Source organism: Mesorhizobium sp. B1-1-8 (genome assembly GCF_006442795.2).
GTDB lineage: Bacteria > Pseudomonadota > Alphaproteobacteria > Rhizobiales > Rhizobiaceae > Mesorhizobium.
Map to the genome: position 1 here is coordinate 2,572,959 of NZ_CP083956.1, position 14,982 is coordinate 2,587,940.

Consider the following 14,982-nt stretch of genomic DNA (forward strand, 5'->3'; position numbering starts at 1 on the left):
AGGCGCATGCAAACTCAGTATATCGGCGCCTCCACCATCATCCTCGAAGTGCTCTGGCGTTTCTGGCCGGTGTGGGTTGCGCTGGTCATCGTCATGGGCACGAGCTTCGTCTACAAGAAGAAGCTGGCGCTCTACGGACAGCTGTTCGACAGCGGCGTCGGCATCGCCGGCGTCGCCATCTGCCTGTTCTGGCTGTTCACGGCAATCTTCGCCTCGACCATCTCGCCTTTCGATCCGCTCGGCCAGATCCCGATCATGAAGGATACACTGCCCGGCGCCATCGAGCCGCAATCGGGTCTCGTCTATTTGTTCGGCGGCGACAAGCTTGCCCGCGACGTGTTCTCGCGCATGGTCTACGGCAGCCAGATCGTGCTGATCATCGCACCGGCGGCGACCGGCTTCGCGCTGATGGTCGGCATCACGCTCGGCCTGCCGGCCGGCTATTATGGCGGCAGGATCGATACGATCCTGTCGTTCCTGGCCAACCTGGTGCTGGCCTTCCCGGTCATCCTTTTGTTCTACCTGCTGGTGACGCCGGGCATCATGGACACGCCGATCCCCTATGCGCTGGCGGGTGTCTTCTTCCTGTTTCCGATCATCTTCTTCTGCGTGCTGTTCTGGACGCGCTACAAGAACCGGCCCGACCGGATCTACATCCTTTTGGGGCTGACGCTTGTCATCGGCGGCTGGGTCTATGCCGGCCTCGTGTTCGACAGGGATCCGCTGAAGATCGTGCACATCGATCCCAACCAGCTCAACATCTTCGTGGCGGTGGTTTTCGCCTCCAGCCCCGGCGTGTTCCGCATCGTGCGCGGCCTGACCATGGACATCAAGACCCGCGACTATGTGGCGGCGGCGCAGACGCGCGGCGAATCGCCCTGGTACATCATGCTATGGGAAATCCTGCCCAATGCGCGCGGGCCGCTGATCGTCGATGCCTGCCTGCGCGTCGGCTACACCACGATCCTGCTCGGCACGCTCGGCTATTTCGGCCTGGGCCTGGCGCCCGAAAGCCCCGACTGGGGCACCGCGATCAAGGATGCCAGCCGCCTGCTGCGCTCCTTCATCCATCCGGCGCTGCCGCCGACGATTGCGCTGATGTCGTTCGTGCTGGGGCTGAACCTTTTGGCCGATTCCCTGCGCGAGCAGTCGATGAAGGATTGATGCCGGGGTCTTCGACCCTAACTGGCGACGAATAAGGATTGGAGCGACCCAATGAACGAGGCAGTTCGAGATCCAGCCAAGCCGACCAATGGGCCGATCATCGAGATCGAAAACCTCTCGATCTCGTTTTTCACCCGCAAGGGCGAGATACCGGCCGTGATGGACTTTTCCTGCACGGTCATGCCCGGTGAGGCGATGGGCATTGTCGGCGAATCCGGCTGCGGCAAGTCGACCGTGTCGCTCGGCATCATGCGCGACCTCTCCAACATCGGAAAGATCGTTGGCGGCAAGATCAAGTTCCAGGGCAAGGACATGGGCGAGCTCTCCGAGGAGGAGCTGCGCGCCATCCGCGGCAACAAGATCGCCATGATCTACCAGGAGCCGATGGCGAGCCTGAACCCGGCGATGAAGGTCGGCCAGCAATTGATGGAAGTGCCGCTGATCCACGACAAGGTGTCGAAGGAAGAGGCCTACAGCCGAGCGCTCGAAATGGTGCGCGCCGTCAAGCTGCCCGATCCGGAGCGCATGATGCGCTCCTATCCGCACCAGCTTTCCGGCGGCCAGCAGCAGCGCATCGTCATTGCCATGGCGCTGCTGTCGAAGCCGGCGCTGCTCCTGCTTGACGAGCCGACGACGGCACTCGACGTGACCGTCGAGGCCGGCATCGTCGAACTGGTCAAGGGGCTTGGCGAGAAGTTCGGCACCTCGATGATCTTCGTGTCGCACAATCTCGGTCTCATCCTGGAGACCTGCGACCGGATCACGGTGATGTATTCGGGCGAGGCGGTGGAAACCGGCAAGATCGAGGACGTCTTCGACCGGATGCGCCATCCCTATACGCAAGGGCTGTTCCGCTCGATCCCGCTGCCCGGGGCCGACAAGAATTCGCGGCCGCTGATCTCCATCCCGGGGCAATTGCCGCTGCCGCATGAGCGGCCGAAGGGGTGCAATTTCGGTCCGCGCTGCCACCATTTTGTCGAAGGCGTCTGCAACGCCGCCGAAATCCCGATGATCCCGGTCGAGGGCCATGACGGGCATTTCTCGCGTTGCGTGCGCTTCAACGAAATCGACTGGGAGGCGCTGCCGCCCGGCGCCAAGAAGGTCAACGAGCGCGTCGTGCCCGGCGCACCGGTGCTCAAGATCGAGGACCTGAGGAAATACTACAAGGTCGGCGGCAGCGAAGTGTTCGGCTCCAGCGAAGGCCGCGTCGTGAAGGCCAACGAGACGATTTCGTTCACGGCGCGTGAATCGGAAACGGTCGCGATCGTCGGCGAATCCGGCTGCGGGAAGTCGACGCTGGCCAAGGTGCTGCTGGGTCTCGAGACCGCAAGCTCCGGCATCGTGACGCTCGCCAACAAGGAAATCCAGTCGACCGGCATCGAGAATCGCGGCGTCGACACCGTGTCGTCGATCCAGATGGTGTTCCAGAACCCGTTCGACACGCTGAACCCCAGCCACACCGTCGGTGCGCAGATCATCCGTACGCTGGAGAAGTTCAACGTCGGCAAGACGGTTGCCGACCGCCGCAAGCGCATGCTCGAGCTGCTCGACCTGGTGAAGCTGCCGCGCGCCTTCGAGAGCCGCAAGCCGCGCCAGCTCTCGGGCGGCCAAAAGCAGCGCATTGGCGTGGCGCGCGCCTTTGCCGGCGACGCCAAGGTGGTGGTTGCCGACGAGCCGGTCTCGGCGCTCGACGTCTCTGTGCAGGCGGCGGTGACGGAGCTGTTGATGGACATCCAGCGCAAGAACAAGACGACGATGCTGTTCATCAGCCACGATCTGTCGGTGGTGCGCTACATCGCCGACCGCGTCGTCGTCATGTATCTCGGCTACATCGTCGAGCAGGGCACGACCGACCAGATCTTCGCGCCGCCTTACCATCCCTATACGGAGGCGTTGCTGTCAGCGATCCCGATCGCGGACACCAGCGTGGTCAAGAAGCACATCGTGCTCGAAGGCGACATCCCATCGGCGATGAACCCACCGACCGGCTGCCCGTTCCAGACGCGCTGCGGCTACAAGAAGCTGGTGCCGGACAATCTGTGCGAGACGAAAGTGCCGCCGGTGAAGAATCTCGGCGACGGCCATATGAGCCTGTGCTGGCTGTCGGACGATGTGCTGGCCAAGATGGAGCCGGTGATCAAGTTCGACAAGGAGCACGCGGCGCATGAGGGCGTGCCGGACGATGCGCCGCATGGCGAGGGGCCGGGCTTTGCCGGTTCGCCGCCGCAGCGTCCCGACGGCAAAAACGCCAGTGCGGAAGCCGACGCGATCGGAGAGGGCGTCGAGGAGAATGACGCTGTGCTCAAAGCCCGTCGCCACGAAGTGCGCGACGAGGATTCGGAAACCGGTGTCTCAAGGCCGAAGGACACGACAAGGCGGCACTAACCCCGAAAGGGTCTATCTTTAGTTTCCGCATTGCCGCAACTGGGCGGCGTAGTCCTGCGCCATCTTGTCCGTGGCGCGCGCGTAGCTTTGCACGCCGGCGTCGCCGCGATTGCCGCGGCCATAGGCGGTCCAGCCGAGATAATAGGCCAGATAGAGATTGTAGGTGTCGTTGCGGGCGACGCCGAAGGTGTCGGCGGTCTTGGAATGGTACCAGCCGACGAAATCGACGGCATCCGCGAATCTGGTCCGCCGTGCCGCCCAGTTGCCGGTTTCGCTCTGGTATTGCGACCACGTGCCGTCGAGCGCCTGCGAGAAGCCCGTGGCGCTGGAGACATGCGTCCAGGGAATGAAGCCGAACAGCTTGGTGCGCGGCGGCCTGGCGTTGCTCTTGAAGCCGGACTCCTTGCGCACCGTCGCCATCAGCACCGGAACCGGCACGACGTATTTCTGCTCGGTGCGCTCGGCGGCGGCCTGCCAGTTGTCGAACCAGCCGTCATTCTGGTCGAAGACGGCGCAGACATTGTTGATGTGGCTGGGCGCCGTCGCGCAGGCGCAAAGCTCCAGCAGCACAGAGACAGCGACAATTTTACTAAAACTCGACCTACGCATTGGAAGACGAATAGGCCGAAATCATAAAAGGAGTCTTGCGCGCTTCCTTAACGCGGCCGGCTCGCCGACCAAGACAAGTATTGACATTGCGACTGATCGCGTCGCTTTCCTTTCGGTCAATTCCTGGAAATGCCGCCTTGGCTAAAATCACGCCGGCAAAGGGCGAAATCCTGACAGCCGCTGCAGCGCGCCGGCGTTCTGATGGGCACATGAGCGAACCAAGACGCAAGCGCGGCGCCGAGCGCACCAGCAACCGAGGCCCAGCCGCCATTCCGCAACTGCCGCTGCGGCGGGTGACCAACCCGTACCCGCCGATGGCGATGCTGTCGGCCGATCAGATCGAGGCCATTCACCAGGCGTCGATGCATATCCTGGAAAATTTCGGCATCGAGGTGATGAGCCCGCGGGCGCTTTCGCTATTCGAACGCGCCGGCGCCACGGTCGATCACGCGACGATGAATGTGCGTGTCGATCGCGGCATGGTCGACGAAGCGCTGAAGACGACGCGTTCGAGCTATACGCTCACGCCACGCAACCCAGCCCGCGCCATTCATCTCGGCGGCAACACAATCAACTTCACGCTGGTCGCCGGGCCGCCCAATGTGCACGACATGGAGCGCGGCCGCCGCGCTGGCAATCTCGCCGATTATTCCGACCTGGTCCGGCTGGCGCAGCACTTCAACTGCATCCATATGCTCGGCAACCAGGTGTGCGCGCCGGTCGAGCTGCCGGCAAACTCGCGCCATCTCGACACCTATTTCGCCAATCTGACGCTGACCGACAAATGCTTCCATGTCTCGGCGATCGGCCGGGGCAGGGCGCTGGACGGCATCGAGATGATGGCGATTGCGCGTGGCTTGACCCTCGACCAGATCGGCGAGGAACCAGGCATCACCACCATCATCTCGGTCAACTCGCCGCGCCGCTTCGACGAAATGATGGCCGAGGGCCTGATGACCATGGCCGAGTTCGGCCAGTCGGTGGCGGTGACGCCGTTCACGCTGATGGGCGCGATGAGCCCGGTGACGCTCGCCGGCGCTTTGGCGCAGCAGAATGCCGAGGCGCTGTTCGGCATCGTGCTGACGCAGCTCGTGCGCCCCGGCGCGCCGGTGATGTATGGCGCCTTCACCTCCAACGTCGATATGAAATCCGGCGCACCGGCCTTCGGCACACCGGAGAACACCAAGGCCAACATCGCTTCCGGGCAATTGGCGCGGCGCTATAAATTGCCCTACCGCACGACGCCGGGCTCGGCCTCCAATGCCGCCGACGCGCAGGGCGCCTATGAGACGCTGATGGCGCTGTGGGGCGCGGTGCTCGGCCATGGCAACCTCGTCTACCACGCCGCCGGCTGGCAGGAGGGCGGGCTGACGGCCTCGTTCGAAAAGCTCATCATCGATGTCGAGATGATCCAGCACATGATGGAATTCCTGCGGCCGATCGCGGTCGACGAGGCGGAGCTTGCGGTGGAAGCGCTGGGGGCAGTGCCGACCGGCGGCCATTTCTTCGGCGAGCCGCACACGCTGGAGCGCTATGCTACCGCCTTCTACCAGCCGATGCTCTCCAACTGGCAGAACTACGAGGCCTGGCAGGAGGCCGGCGGGCTCGACACCACCGCGCGGGCGACGCGGCTGTGGAAGAAGGCCTTGGAGGAGTATGTCCAGCCGGCGATGGACCCTGCCGTGCGCGAGGCGCTCGAATCCCATATGGCCAGGCGCAAGGAAACGATCGGGCAGGGCGAGCCGTGATGCTTCCCATTCCGATTGAACGCCCTACCATCCTGAATCCGTTTATTCTTCTAACGTCCTGATATCAGAGAAAAACTCATGAAATCGCATGCAAAGGTCGTGGTCATTGGCGGCGGTGTCGTCGGATGCTCGGTACTGTTCCATCTCGCCCGCCACGGCTGGACCGACGTCGTGCTTCTGGAGCGCGACGAGCTGACCTCGGGCTCGACCTGGCATGCCGCCGGCGGCATGCACACCATCAATGGCGATCCGAACGTCGCCAAGCTGCAGAAATACACGATCTCGCTCTACAAGGAGATCGAGGAGTTGTCCGGCCAGGCGACCGGCGTGCATCTGACCGGCGGCGTGCTCTTGGCGGCGACCGAGGCGCGGCTCGACTGGCTGCGCGGCGTCGTCTCCAAGGGCCGCTACCTCGGCATCGACCTCGAGGTGATCTCGGCCAAAGAGGCGGCCGAATTGATGCCGCTGATCGATCCCAGCCAGTTCGTCGGCGCGGTGCGCAACAAGGAGGACGGCCATCTCGATCCGTCCGGGGTTACGCATGCCTACGCGAAGGCCGCGCGGAAACTTGGCGCAGAAGTGGAACGCTTCACCAAGGTCGAGGACATCGTGCGCTGCCCGGACGGGCTGTGGCGCGTCATCACCAACAAGGGCGACGTGATCGCCGAGCATGTCGTCAATGCCGGCGGCCTGTGGGCGCGCGAGGTCGGCCGCATGGTCGGCCTCGAACTGCCGGTGCTGGCGATGGAGCATATGTATCTGATCACCGAGGACATGCCGGAGGTTGCCGACTGGAACAAGAAGACCGGCACCGAGATCATCCATGCGGTCGATTTCGACGGCGAGCTCTATCTGCGCCAGGAACGCGGCGGCATGCTGATGGGCACCTATGAGAAGGCCAACAAGGTCTGGTCTGAATTCTCCACACCGTGGAATTTCGGCCACGAATTGCTTGAGCCGGATATCGACCGCATCGCGCCGTCGCTGGAGGTCGGCTTCCGCCATTTCCCGGCGTTCCAGAAGACCGGCATCAAGCAGATCATCAACGGGCCCTTTACCTTCGCGCCGGACGGCAACCCGCTGGTCGGCCCGGTGCGCGGCCTGCCGGGCTTCTGGGTCGCCTGCGGCGTCATGGCCGGCTTTTCGCAGGGCGGCGGCGTCGGCCTGGCGCTCTCCAACTGGATGATCGAGGGTGATCCCGGCGCCGACATCTGGGCAATGGATGTCGCGCGCTACGGCGACTGGGCGACGATGGCCTATACCAACGCCAAGGTGCGCGAGAATTACTCACGGCGTTTCTCGATCCGCTTTCCCAACGAGGAATTGCCGGCAGGGCGCCAGCTCAAGACGACGCCGGTCTACGACCTGCTGTCGGCCAGGGGCGCGCAATGGGGCGTTTCTTTCGGGCTCGAGGTGCCGCTGTGGTACGCGCCGGAAGGCGTCAAGGACGAGTTCTCATGGCGGCGCTCGAGCGATTTCGACCACGTCGCCAAGGAGGTCGCGGCGGTGCGAGGCGGCGTCGGCCTGTCGGAGATTTCGAACTTCGCCAAATACAAGGTGACCGGCGAGGGCGCCCCGGCATGGCTCGACCGCATGCTGGCCTGCAAACTGCCGAAGCCCGGCCGCATGACGCTGGCGCCGATGCTGAAGGAAGACGGCAAGCTGATCGGCGATTTCACCCTCGCCAATATTGACGATCGCGAATGGTTCATTGCCGGCTCCGGCGTCGCCGAACAGTATCACATGCGCTGGTTCGAGGCGCATCTGCCCAAGGACGGCTCGGTGCGCATCGAGGCGCTGGGGCAGCAGCTCACCGGCCTCGCTATCGCAGGGCCGAAGGCAAGGCAGGTGCTTGCGAAAGTCAGCCGCGCCGATGTTTCCAATGCCGCGTTCCCGTTCATGGCGGTGGCCAGGATGGATATCGGCATGGCGCCGTGCCTGGTCGGGCGCGTCAGCTATACCGGCGATCTCGGCTACGAGATCTGGGTGGCGCCGGAATATCAGCGCGCGGCTCTCCAGGCGCTGCTGGCGGCTGGCGAGGAATTTTCGATCGGTCTGTTCGGCTCGCGCGCCCTCAATGCGCTCAGGCTGGAGAAGAACTACGGCTCATGGGCGCGCGAATACCGGCCGATCTATGGGCCGCTGGAGGCTGGTCTCGACCGCTTCGTCGCCTATGGCAAGGAGGCCGAATTCATCGGCAAGGAAGGCGCGCTGGCCGAGCGCAAGCAAGGCGGCAAGCTCAGGCTGCGCGCCTTCATCGTCGACGCGACCGATGCCGACGTCATCGGCGACGAGGCGATCTGGCATGACGGCGCGGTGCGCGGCTGGGTCACCTCCGGCGGCTACGCTCACCATTCGAAGAAATCGGTCGCCATGGGCTATGTGCCGAAGGAGATCGCCGACAGACCGGACGGCTTCGAGATCGAGATCCTCGGCAAGCGCCATGCGGCACGCATCCAGGCAGCGCCGCTGTTCGACGCCAATTTCGAGCGGATGCGCGCCTGAGACAGACGCGCATCTGTTCTGACGGTCAGGCGTTGCGGCGGTTGTCCAGCGCGAAGGCGCCGGCGCCGGCGAAGATCAGATAGAGGAAGATGAAGCAGAACGAGATCGCCGAGTCGCCGCCATTGTTGACCGGGAAAAAGTCGCGCGGGAAGTGCGCCATGAAATAGGCGATCGCCATCTCGCCACAGAGCAGGAACGCCACCGGCCGGGTGAAAAGGCCCAGCAAGAGCAGGACGCCTCCGGCAAATTCGAGGATACCTGACGTCAGCGCAATCCCTGTCAGCGCTTCAGCATGGGCACCGGCAGGAAAATTGAACAGTTTCTGGGTGCCGTGTTCGATGAACTGCAACGCCGTCATGATCCGGAGCACGGCCAGCGCCTGCGGCTGGTATTGGGCAAGGCCTTCGAAAAGCTTCATGCAAAACTCCATTTACCCCGCCCGGATCGGCCATAGATTATCGCCCCGCGGTGGACCATTCACTTCCTGGGTCCTGCTATCAACAATCGGTGACTTGAAACGGTTCCCCGACGACCTGCATTTTTTCTCTCTGTGGTTGCATTTATATCGTTATAGTTGTATCTAAAGGCGTCGAACGCTTTAAACCGTATAGGTCCGCGCATCATGAAAACACTCGTCATCAGCCTCTTCGCAATCCTTGCGGGCACCTGCTCCGCCACGGCCGCCGACGCCGGCTGTGATGCCTTCAAATGGCCGGTCGCACGCGAGCAGGCCCTGTTTCCGGAGGCGCCCGCCGCGCAGTCCGGCGCCGCCCTCACGGTCGGGCAAGCGGTGGATTTCTCACTCGCAGCGGTCGACACGATCAGCTTTGAAGTGCCGCCCGGGCATGCACCGGCAGCCGACACGTTCGGCGCCATGGCCAGCGTGACCGTGCCACCTGAAGGCGAGCTCCAGTTCAGCCTGTCCGACGACGCCTGGATCGATGTCGTTCAGGACGGCCATGCCGTAAAATCAGCGGCCTTCAGCGGCGTGAAGACCTGCCCGGAAATCCGCAAGAGCGTGCGCTTCAAGCTGGCGGCCGGTCCGGCCACCGTTCAGCTCAGCGGCGCGAAGAAGACCGATCTCAAAGTGGCGGTGCTGGCGCCGGAATGAAGCCCCGAGAGGGCCAGCGCCGGCGGGACAAGCACCCCTTCTGTTTTGTCCATTCTTCGCAGCAATTGCGGAGGGTTGATCGCACATCTCCCAAGGGAGTAGTGCAATCGCATACGGCGCTCCCCCACTCCGTCTCGGCTTCGCCGAGCCACCTCTCCCCCCACATTCGTGGAGGGAGAGGAAATGCCAACCGCTAAGGCTGCGGCCTTGAAAGGCTTGGTTTCCTCTCCCCCATGCACATGGGGGAGAGGTGGTCGCGCAGCGGCCGGAGTGGGGGGCTGGCGCTGCCTTAGGCGATTTGCCCGCCCCAAGGAAAGATCGGCAATTCTACCGTGCCGCGGCCAGCAGCGCGAAATGCGCGCCCTGCGGGTCCTGGCACTGGACGATCCAGCTGCCGTTCGGCACTTCCATAGGTCCCATCAGGACCTTGCCGCCATTGTCGGTGACGCGCTTGGCCGCCGCGTCGATCCCGTCGACGTTGAAATAGAACAGCCAGACGGGGGTTGGAATCTGCGGCGGCTTGTTCATCATGCCGCCGCCGGATTCAGGGCCGGCGCCGAAAGTCTTGTAGATGCCCATCTCGCCCATGTCGAACTCGCCGGCGCTGGTCCAGCCGAACTGCTCGGAATAGAAGTCGAAGGCCGCCTTCCAGTCCGAGGTGTAGAGTTCATGCCAGCCGACATGGCCAAGGGTGGTCGCCGGCACTGGCGGCTGCTCGGGCTGGTTGGGCTGCAAGAACATGAAGGTGGCGCCCTGCGGATCGGCAACGACGGCGAAGCGTCCGACGCCCGGAATGTCGTCCGGCGCGCGGTGGACGGCGCCGCCGGCGTCCTTAAGCGCCTGGGTCGAGGCATCGACATCCTTGGTGTAAATATAGCCGAGCCAGGCCGGCGGCATGCCCATCTTGGCGGCGGCCTCGGGCAGCATCATCAGTCCGCCGACGCCGCGCACGGCCGAATTCATCACAATGTAGCGGGGCATGCCTGGCGCCTTGTCGAAGGGCTCGGCCCTCCAGCCGACGACTGCGGTGTAAAAGGCCTCGGCGGCGTCGAGGTCGGTGGTCATCAATTCGTACCAGAAGAAGGGCTTTGGGGAATTCGGCATAATCGGTCTCCTCACCGGTTCGGGTGTCGATCGCAACGCGATCCATCTTAGGACGTGTTTCCCGACAGAAATCCGACAAGGGGAGCAAAAATTGACAAGATTGATCGTGATAAAACATGACTATAATCATCATGTTTTATTCAGCCATTACAGTGATTTGGCCGAAAATTGACCAATTGATAAAAAAATAAAACGTGCTAGCCTTCCCCAAAACGAAAACAAGGGGAGCTGGAATGGCGACTGGTCATTTCATCGAAGGCATTACCGGCGGCCGGCTGTCTTCGGAGCAATATGCCGATAATTTTTCCGACCTGCATCCGCCGCTCGATCATCACGAGGCGCTGGTCGAATCCGATCGCTGCTACTTCTGCTACGACGCGCCATGCATGAATGCATGCCCGACCTCGATCGACATTCCGCTGTTCATTCGGCAGATCTCGACCGGCAATCCGCTGGGGTCGGCCAAAACCATCTTCGACCAGAACATCCTCGGCGGCATGTGTGCCCGCGTCTGCCCGACCGAGACGCTGTGCGAGGAAGTCTGCGTGCGCGAAGTGGCGGAAGGCAAGCCGGTGCAGATTGGCCGCCTGCAGCGCTACGCCACCGACGTGGCGATGGGCGAGAACAAGCAGTTCTACACGCGCGCCGAGCCGAGCGGAAAGAGCGTCGCGGTGGTCGGCGCCGGGCCGGCAGGGCTGGCGGCAGCGCATCGGCTGGCGCGCCATGGCCATGACGTCACCATACTGGAGGCGCGGCCGAAGGCCGGCGGCCTCAACGAATACGGCATCGCCGCCTACAAAAGCGTCGACAATTTCGCCCAGGCCGAGGTTGACTATGTGACCTCGATCGGCGGCATCGACATCCAGAACGGCAAGGCGCTCGGCCGCGACTTCCGGCTGTCGGACCTGATCCGCAACTACGATGCGGTGTTCCTTGGGCTGGGTCTCGGTGGCGTCAACGCGCTGCGCGCCGATGGCGAGGATGCCGACGGTGTAGCCAATGCAGTCGAGTTCATCGCCGAGCTCAGGCAGGCGAGCGATCTTTCGAGCCTGCCGGTCGGCCGGCGCGTCGTCGTCCTCGGCGGCGGCATGACGGCGATCGACGCCGCGGTACAGTCGAAGCTGCTCGGCGCGGAAGAGGTGACGATCTGCTACCGGCGCGGCCAGGAACATATGAACGCCTCCGGGTTCGAGCAGGATCTGGCCGCCGCCAACGGCGTCACCATCCGCCATTGGCTGCAGCCGAAGCGCGTCATCGCCGAGAACGGCAAAGTGTCGGCGATCGAGCTGGAATACACCGCCATGAACGGCGAAAAACTTACGGGTACCGGTGAAACGCTCAGGCTGAACGCTGATCAAGTGTTCAAGGCGATCGGCCAGAGCTTCGTGCCGGCAACGCTCAACGGCAGCGTCGCCTCGATCGATCTCGAGCACGGCCGCATCAAGGTCGACGCGGAAGGCCGCACCTCGCTGGCGAAAGTCTGGGCCGGCGGCGACTGCATCTTCGGCGGTGACGACCTCACCGTCTCGGCGGTGGCGCAAGGCCGCGACGCGGCGGAATCGATCCACCGGGCACTCACCTCGAACGGGAGGGCATGAGCATGGCAGACATCCGCAACAGTTTCGTCGGCATCAAGTCGCCGAACCCGTTCTGGCTGGCCTCGGCGCCGCCGACCGACAAGGCCTACAATGTCGAGCGCGCCTTCAAGGCGGGCTGGGGCGGCGTGGTCTGGAAGACGCTGGGCGAAGAGGGGCCGCCAGTCGTCAATGTCAACGGTCCCCGCTACGGCGCGATCTGGGGCGCCGACCGCCGGCTGCTTGGCCTCAACAACATCGAGCTGATCACCGACCGCGACCTGCAGACCAATTTGCGCGAGATGAAGCAGGTGAAGATGAACTGGCCGGATCGGGCGCTGGTTGCGTCGATCATGGTGCCATGCGTGGAGGAAAGCTGGAAAGCGATCCTGCCGCTGGTCGAGGAGACCGGCGCCGACGGCATCGAACTCAACTTCGGTTGCCCGCACGGCATGAGCGAGCGCGGCATGGGCTCGGCGGTCGGCCAGGTGCCGGAATATATCGAAATGGTGGTGCGCTGGTGCAAGCAGTATACGCGCATGCCCGTCATTACCAAGCTGACGCCCAACATCACCGATATCCGCAAGCCGGCGCGGGCGGCGCATGCCGGCGGAACGGACGCCGTCTCGCTGATCAACACGATCAACTCGATCACCGGCGTCGATCTCGACTCTTTCGCGCCGCAGCCGACCATCGACGGCAAGGGCTCGCATGGCGGCTATTGCGGCCCGGCGGTGAAGCCGATCGCCATGAACATGGTGGCCGAGATCGCGCGCGACCCGGAAACGCACAGCCTGCCGATTTCCGGCATCGGCGGCATCACCACCTGGCGCGACGCCGCCGAATTCATGGCGCTCGGCGCCGGCAATGTGCAGGTCTGCACGGCGGCGATGACCTATGGCTTCAAGATCGTGCAGGAGATGATCGCGGGCCTCGAAAACTGGATGGACGAGAAGGGCCATGTCTCGCTGTCCGACATCATCGGCCGCGCCACGCCCAATGTCACGGACTGGCAGTACCTCAACCTCAATTATGTCGCCAAGGCGCATATCGACCAGGACGCCTGCATCAAATGCGGCCGCTGCCACATCGCCTGCGAAGACACCTCGCACCAGGCGATCACCAGCATGGTCGACGGCAAACGGCATTTCGAAGTGATCGATGCCGAATGCGTCGGCTGCAATCTGTGCGTCAATGTCTGCCCGGTCGAAGGCTGCATCACCATGGAGCCATTGGCGGCGGGCGCGATGGACGAGCGCACCGGCAGGCCGGTGTCGCCGATCTACGCCAACTGGACGACGCACCCCAACAACCCGATGGCCAAGGTAGCGGCGGAGTAGGGTTGGTTCCTCGCCCCACGTAGGGGGGAGAGGTGGCCCGGCGAAGCCGGGACGGAGAGGGGCCTTCGGGACGACTGGGGCGCTACCTTAGGCTCTTGATCGCCCCCTATCTTCCTCGCGCCCCGTTCTTTCGCCGGTTTCTGTCTGCGCGGATGGCTTCCCCCTCTCCGTCCCGGCTTCGCCGGGCCACCTCTCCCCCGCTTTGCGGGGTGCGAGGAACCCAGGTCCTGCGAAGCGCCGTGTCTCGTTTTTAAATCATCAAACTCTTCCCTCATATTCCAGCGGCAATTTCCACGTCTCTATTGCAGATAAAAATTATCCATGATAAAAACTATCATGAATTGGAGCGACAAACCATGAAGCTCGGCGAGGGCGTTGAGGCGGCCATCCACTGCGCGGCGACGCTGGCCAGCGTCGAGGGCAACAGCACGATGCCGGGGGCGGCCCTGGCGGAGGCTTTCGGTCTGTCGCCGAGCTATCTGTTGAAGCATCTCAACCAGCTGACGGCGGCGCGCATCCTGGAATCGGTGCCGGGACCGGCGGGCGGCTATCGCCTGGCGCAGCCGGCCGAGCGCGTCACGCTGCTCGACATCGTGCTGGCTGTAGAGGGGCGCGAACCGGCCTTCCGTTGCGCCGAAATCCGCCAGCGCGGCCCGGTCAAGATCGATGCATCGGCCTATGTGAAACCCTGCGGCATCAATGTCGCGATGCTGAAGGCCGAGCGCGCCTATCGGGCCGCGCTCGCCGAAGTGAAACTTTCCGACATCGTGGCGACCTACGCCGCGGAAGGCGATCCGCGTTCGATTGCCGCAAGCTGCGCCTTCGTCGAGCGCCACCAGCGGCCGCAGAAATCCGGCCCAACAAGCAAGTTTAACCCCCGCCAGATGTGAAAGGAAAGACGATGAACCAGAGACTGCAATTCTTTGCCAAAGCGCCCGAAATCATGAAAGCGGTGTCGGCCCTCAACAAGGCGGTCGATGAGTGCGGGCTCGAGGTTGGCCTGCTGCACCTGGTCAAGCTCAGGGCGTCGCAGATCAACGGCTGCTCCTACTGCGTCGAGATGCACAGCCGCGAGGCAAGGCGCGACGGCGAGACCGAGCAGCGGCTCTATCTGGTTTCCGCCTGGAAGGAATCGCCGCTGTTTTCCGAGCGCGAGCGTGCCGCTTTCGCCTGGACCGAGGCGGTGACGAAGATCGCCGACAACGAGATATCGGACGAGCTTTACGCCCGCACGCTCGAGCATTTCTCGGAAGAGGAACTGGTCAAGCTGTCGGTGGCGATCGGTATGATCAATACCTGGAACCGGCTTTGCATCCCGTTCCACGCCATTCATCCGATGCCGGCCGCCAAGGCCGCGTGACGCTCCGATTTTTACTGGAGCGCCGCCCAAAGGGTGGCTCTCCAGTCATATTTTTGACTGGAGAGTTTGAGGCTTCCTGGCG

At 63.4% G+C, this 14,982-nt stretch carries 12 protein-coding genes; 9 read left to right on the forward strand and 3 right to left on the reverse strand.

Annotated elements, in window-relative coordinates; genetic code table 11:
* Nucleotides 1-6 precede the first annotated feature (6 nt).
* Entirely contained in the window at nt 7-1,164 is a 1,158-nt protein-coding gene (locus FJ974_RS12515; protein WP_140535239.1) for an ABC transporter permease, read from the forward strand.
* Between the two features lie 51 nt (nt 1,165-1,215).
* Nucleotides 1,216-3,549, forward strand: coding sequence for an ABC transporter ATP-binding protein (locus FJ974_RS12520; RefSeq protein WP_140535242.1), 2,334 nt, complete (start codon nt 1,216-1,218; stop codon nt 3,547-3,549).
* Between the two features lie 18 nt (nt 3,550-3,567).
* On the opposite strand, the gene FJ974_RS12525 is transcribed toward FJ974_RS12520, so the two are convergent.
* Entirely contained in the window at nt 3,568-4,158 is a 591-nt protein-coding gene (locus FJ974_RS12525) for a hypothetical protein (RefSeq protein ID WP_140535245.1), read from the reverse strand.
* A 209-nt stretch (nt 4,159-4,367) separates the two neighbouring features.
* Between FJ974_RS12525 and FJ974_RS12530 the strand changes: the two genes are divergently transcribed.
* A complete protein-coding gene (locus FJ974_RS12530; protein WP_140535248.1) occupies nt 4,368-5,906 on the forward strand; it encodes a trimethylamine methyltransferase family protein in 1,539 nt (512 codons plus the stop codon).
* Nucleotides 5,907-5,984: 78 nt separating this feature from the next.
* On the forward strand, nt 5,985-8,411 hold the full coding sequence (locus FJ974_RS12535) for a GcvT family protein (protein WP_140535250.1): 2,427 nt from the start codon (nt 5,985-5,987) through the stop codon (nt 8,409-8,411).
* A gap of 25 nt (nt 8,412-8,436) precedes the next feature.
* Here FJ974_RS12535 and FJ974_RS12540 read toward each other — a convergent pair whose 3' ends face one another.
* The gene (locus tag FJ974_RS12540; RefSeq protein ID WP_140535253.1) at nt 8,437-8,829 is read right to left on the reverse strand and encodes a DoxX family protein; all 393 of its coding nucleotides are present in this window, start codon (nt 8,827-8,829) and stop codon (nt 8,437-8,439) included.
* 204 nt (nt 8,830-9,033) lie between these two features.
* Here FJ974_RS12540 and FJ974_RS12545 point away from each other — a divergent pair, with 204 nt between their 5' ends.
* Nucleotides 9,034-9,522 (forward strand): hypothetical protein, encoded by a 489-nt coding sequence (locus tag FJ974_RS12545; RefSeq protein ID WP_140535256.1) that lies wholly within the window; start codon nt 9,034-9,036, stop codon nt 9,520-9,522.
* Between the two features lie 327 nt (nt 9,523-9,849).
* On the opposite strand, the gene FJ974_RS12550 is transcribed toward FJ974_RS12545, so the two are convergent.
* Nucleotides 9,850-10,626, reverse strand: coding sequence for a VOC family protein (locus tag FJ974_RS12550; RefSeq protein ID WP_140535259.1), 777 nt, complete (start codon nt 10,624-10,626; stop codon nt 9,850-9,852).
* A gap of 233 nt (nt 10,627-10,859) precedes the next feature.
* Here FJ974_RS12550 and FJ974_RS12555 point away from each other — a divergent pair, with 233 nt between their 5' ends.
* The 4 genes from FJ974_RS12555 (at nt 10,860) to FJ974_RS12570 (ending at nt 14,900) form a co-directional block, all read left to right on the forward strand.
* On the forward strand, nt 10,860-12,224 hold the full coding sequence (locus tag FJ974_RS12555) for an NAD(P)-dependent oxidoreductase (RefSeq protein ID WP_140535261.1): 1,365 nt from the start codon (nt 10,860-10,862) through the stop codon (nt 12,222-12,224).
* A gap of 2 nt (nt 12,225-12,226) precedes the next feature.
* Nucleotides 12,227-13,540: an NAD-dependent dihydropyrimidine dehydrogenase subunit PreA gene (gene preA / locus FJ974_RS12560; RefSeq protein ID WP_140535264.1), complete on the forward strand. Its 1,314-nt coding sequence runs from the start codon at nt 12,227-12,229 to the stop codon at nt 13,538-13,540.
* 356 nt (nt 13,541-13,896) lie between these two features.
* Nucleotides 13,897-14,430 (forward strand): RrF2 family transcriptional regulator, encoded by a 534-nt coding sequence (locus FJ974_RS12565; protein ID WP_140535267.1) that lies wholly within the window; start codon nt 13,897-13,899, stop codon nt 14,428-14,430.
* 11 nt (nt 14,431-14,441) lie between these two features.
* A complete protein-coding gene (locus FJ974_RS12570; protein WP_140535270.1) occupies nt 14,442-14,900 on the forward strand; it encodes a carboxymuconolactone decarboxylase family protein in 459 nt (152 codons plus the stop codon).
* Nucleotides 14,901-14,982: the final 82 nt, after the last annotated feature.

Bases quoted from the DNA above. Each gene is read 5' to 3' on its own strand.
- FJ974_RS12515 (WP_140535239.1), top strand. From the start codon at position 7: ATGCAAACTCAGTATATCGGCGCCTCCACCATCATCCTCGAAGTGCTC.
- FJ974_RS12520 (WP_140535242.1), top strand. From the start codon at position 1,216: ATGAACGAGGCAGTTCGAGATCCAGCCAAGCCGACCAATGGGCCGATC.
- FJ974_RS12525 (WP_140535245.1), bottom strand. From the start codon at position 4,158: ATGCGTAGGTCGAGTTTTAGTAAAATTGTCGCTGTCTCTGTGCTGCTG.
- FJ974_RS12530 (WP_140535248.1), top strand. From the start codon at position 4,368: ATGAGCGAACCAAGACGCAAGCGCGGCGCCGAGCGCACCAGCAACCGA.
- FJ974_RS12535 (WP_140535250.1), top strand. From the start codon at position 5,985: ATGAAATCGCATGCAAAGGTCGTGGTCATTGGCGGCGGTGTCGTCGGA.
- FJ974_RS12540 (WP_140535253.1), bottom strand. From the start codon at position 8,829: ATGAAGCTTTTCGAAGGCCTTGCCCAATACCAGCCGCAGGCGCTGGCC.
- FJ974_RS12545 (WP_140535256.1), top strand. From the start codon at position 9,034: ATGAAAACACTCGTCATCAGCCTCTTCGCAATCCTTGCGGGCACCTGC.
- FJ974_RS12550 (WP_140535259.1), bottom strand. From the start codon at position 10,626: ATGCCGAATTCCCCAAAGCCCTTCTTCTGGTACGAATTGATGACCACC.
- FJ974_RS12555 (WP_140535261.1), top strand. From the start codon at position 10,860: ATGGCGACTGGTCATTTCATCGAAGGCATTACCGGCGGCCGGCTGTCT.
- preA (WP_140535264.1), top strand. From the start codon at position 12,227: ATGGCAGACATCCGCAACAGTTTCGTCGGCATCAAGTCGCCGAACCCG.
- FJ974_RS12565 (WP_140535267.1), top strand. From the start codon at position 13,897: ATGAAGCTCGGCGAGGGCGTTGAGGCGGCCATCCACTGCGCGGCGACG.
- FJ974_RS12570 (WP_140535270.1), top strand. From the start codon at position 14,442: ATGAACCAGAGACTGCAATTCTTTGCCAAAGCGCCCGAAATCATGAAA.